Origin of the sequence: Mycobacterium sp. E2462 (assembly GCF_001672685.1) — a bacterium.
GTDB lineage: Bacteria > Actinomycetota > Actinomycetes > Mycobacteriales > Mycobacteriaceae > Mycobacterium.
In genome coordinates this window covers 1-1,907 of the sequence record NZ_LZKC01000352.1, presented here as the reverse complement: position 1 = coordinate 1,907, position 1,907 = coordinate 1, and the positions used below count along the sequence as shown (strand labels likewise).

At 72.1% G+C, this 1,907-nt stretch carries 2 protein-coding genes and 1 pseudogene; 1 reads left to right on the top strand and 2 read right to left on the bottom strand.

Translation table 11 applies throughout. The features are described 5' to 3' along the window. Nucleotides 1-225, top strand: a pseudogene (locus A5714_RS26720) (DNA alkylation response protein); the annotation flags it as partial. A 29-nt stretch (nt 226-254) separates the two neighbouring features. Here A5714_RS26720 and A5714_RS18425 read toward each other — a convergent pair. Then, nucleotides 255-974, bottom strand: a complete 720-nt coding sequence (locus A5714_RS18425; protein WP_068287559.1) for an HNH endonuclease family protein — start codon at nt 972-974, stop codon at nt 255-257. Beyond that, nucleotides 971-1,907, bottom strand: a 937-nt coding sequence (locus A5714_RS18420; RefSeq protein ID WP_255396718.1) for a helicase-related protein, incomplete at its 5' end; no start/stop codon positions are given. The genes A5714_RS18425 and A5714_RS18420, both read right to left, overlap by 4 nt.

Genomic DNA, 1,907 nt, shown 5'->3' with positions numbered 1-1,907 from the left:
GAGCTCGTCGATCCCGGCGAGCGGGAATTCCGGGCGCGAACCCTGGTCGAGCGGTTGGCGATCCTCCTGCAGGCGAGCCTGCTGCTTCGCCACGGCGCACCGGCCGTTGCCGAAACGTTCGTGGCGACCCGGCTGGGCGGCGACTGGGGCCGCGCCTACGGGACGCTGCCCAGGGGCACGGATACCGACGCCATCCTCGAGCGCGCGGCCATCGAGGCCGCATAACGCGACGCCGCCCTGGGCCGGGCCCGCACTCACGCCGCCGGGCAGGTGGCGGCGGCCCGGCGCAGGGGGTCCACCGAAGGCTGGTCCACCGGCAGCGCGTAGCCGCGCAGCACGGAGATGAACTGCATGGCGTACTGGCAGGCGAACGCGGCGTTGGGCGGCATCCACAACGCCGGCGGCGAATCCCCCTTGTCCTGGTTGGCCTGACCGTCGACGGCCAGCAGGTTGGCGGGGTCGTTGGCGAAGCGCAGCCGCTCGGCGGCGGGCCAGCCGGCGGCGCCCATGTCCCACGCGTAGGCCAGCGGGACGATGTGGTCGATCTGCACGGCCTCGCCGACCTTCGGGCCGCGGGCGAAGGCGATCGTCTTGTTGGTGTACGGGTCGTGCAGGACGCCGGTGGCCACCGCGTCGGGGCAGCGCTTGACCGGCACGTAGGTCTTGTCGACCAGGTCGCGGTTGAGGATGTCGTCGCGGGTGTCGCAGCCGTTGTGGCCCAGCGGGGCGTCGTTGTCGTCGTCCCAGGCGTCGCCGAACGCCGCCCGCCGATAGTCGTAGCGGTGCACCCGCAGCGGGACCACCGGGATGCCGGCGAGAACGTCCGCGCCCGGCTGCACGGTCGGGACGTCGGCACGCGCGGAGTACTCCCGCGCGTGCCGGGTCGCCGTCGAACCCACCGTCTGATAGGCCACCACCACCGCCAGCAGCGCGGCCGCCGACAACCACAGCAGCACCCTGCGGTGGGCGGTCACGACTTGTCCAGGTATTCGATGCGGTCGGTGTTGGTGAACGGCGCCGCCAGCAGCGCCAGCCCCGCGTCACCGGGGTCGCGCTCGTAGGCCTGCACGCAATGAGCGCGGGCGGCCTCGATGATGTCGAGGTGGTCGGCCAGCGAGAGCAGCCGCAGGGTGATCGCCCGCCCCGATTGGATGTTGCCCAGCACGTCGCCCTCACGCCGTTCCTTCAAATCCAGGTCGGCGAGGGCGAAGCCGTCGAGCGTCTCGGCGACGGCACGCAACCGCCGACCCGCCGGCGACTGCACCGACGACCAGGTGGCCAACAGGCAGAGGCTGGGATGTTGGCCGCGGCCGATGCGCCCGCGCAGCTGATGCAGCTGGCTGATGCCGAACCGGTCGGCGTCCATCACCACCATGACGGTGGCGTTGGGCACGTCGAGACCCACCTCGATCACGGTGGTGCACACCAGGACGTCGGTCTCCCCGGCGCGGAACGCCGCCATCGCCGCATCCTTCTCCTCGACCGGCAGCCGGCCGTGCATCAGCCCGAGCCGCACCGCGGCCAACTCGTGCGCGCGCAGCCGCGCGTACAGGCCCTCCGCCGTCTCCGACGGCCGCGCGCCCTGCTCGCCCTTGTCCGCGTCGTCGGTCTCGTCGATCCGCGGGGCCACCACATACGCCTGCCGGCCTGCCGCGACCTCCTCGGTGATGCGCCGCCAGGCGCGGTCCAGCCACGCGGGCTTGTCCTTGACGAAGATCACGTTGCTCGTGATCGGCTGGCGTCCGCGCGGAAGTTCGCGCAGCGTCGAGGTCTCCAGGTCGCCGTATACGGTCAGCGCCACGGTGCGCGGGATCGGTGTCGCCGTCATGACCAGCAGATGCGGCGTGATGCCCGGACGGGCCTTGGCGCGCAACTGATCTCGCTGCTCGACGCCGAACCGGTGCTGT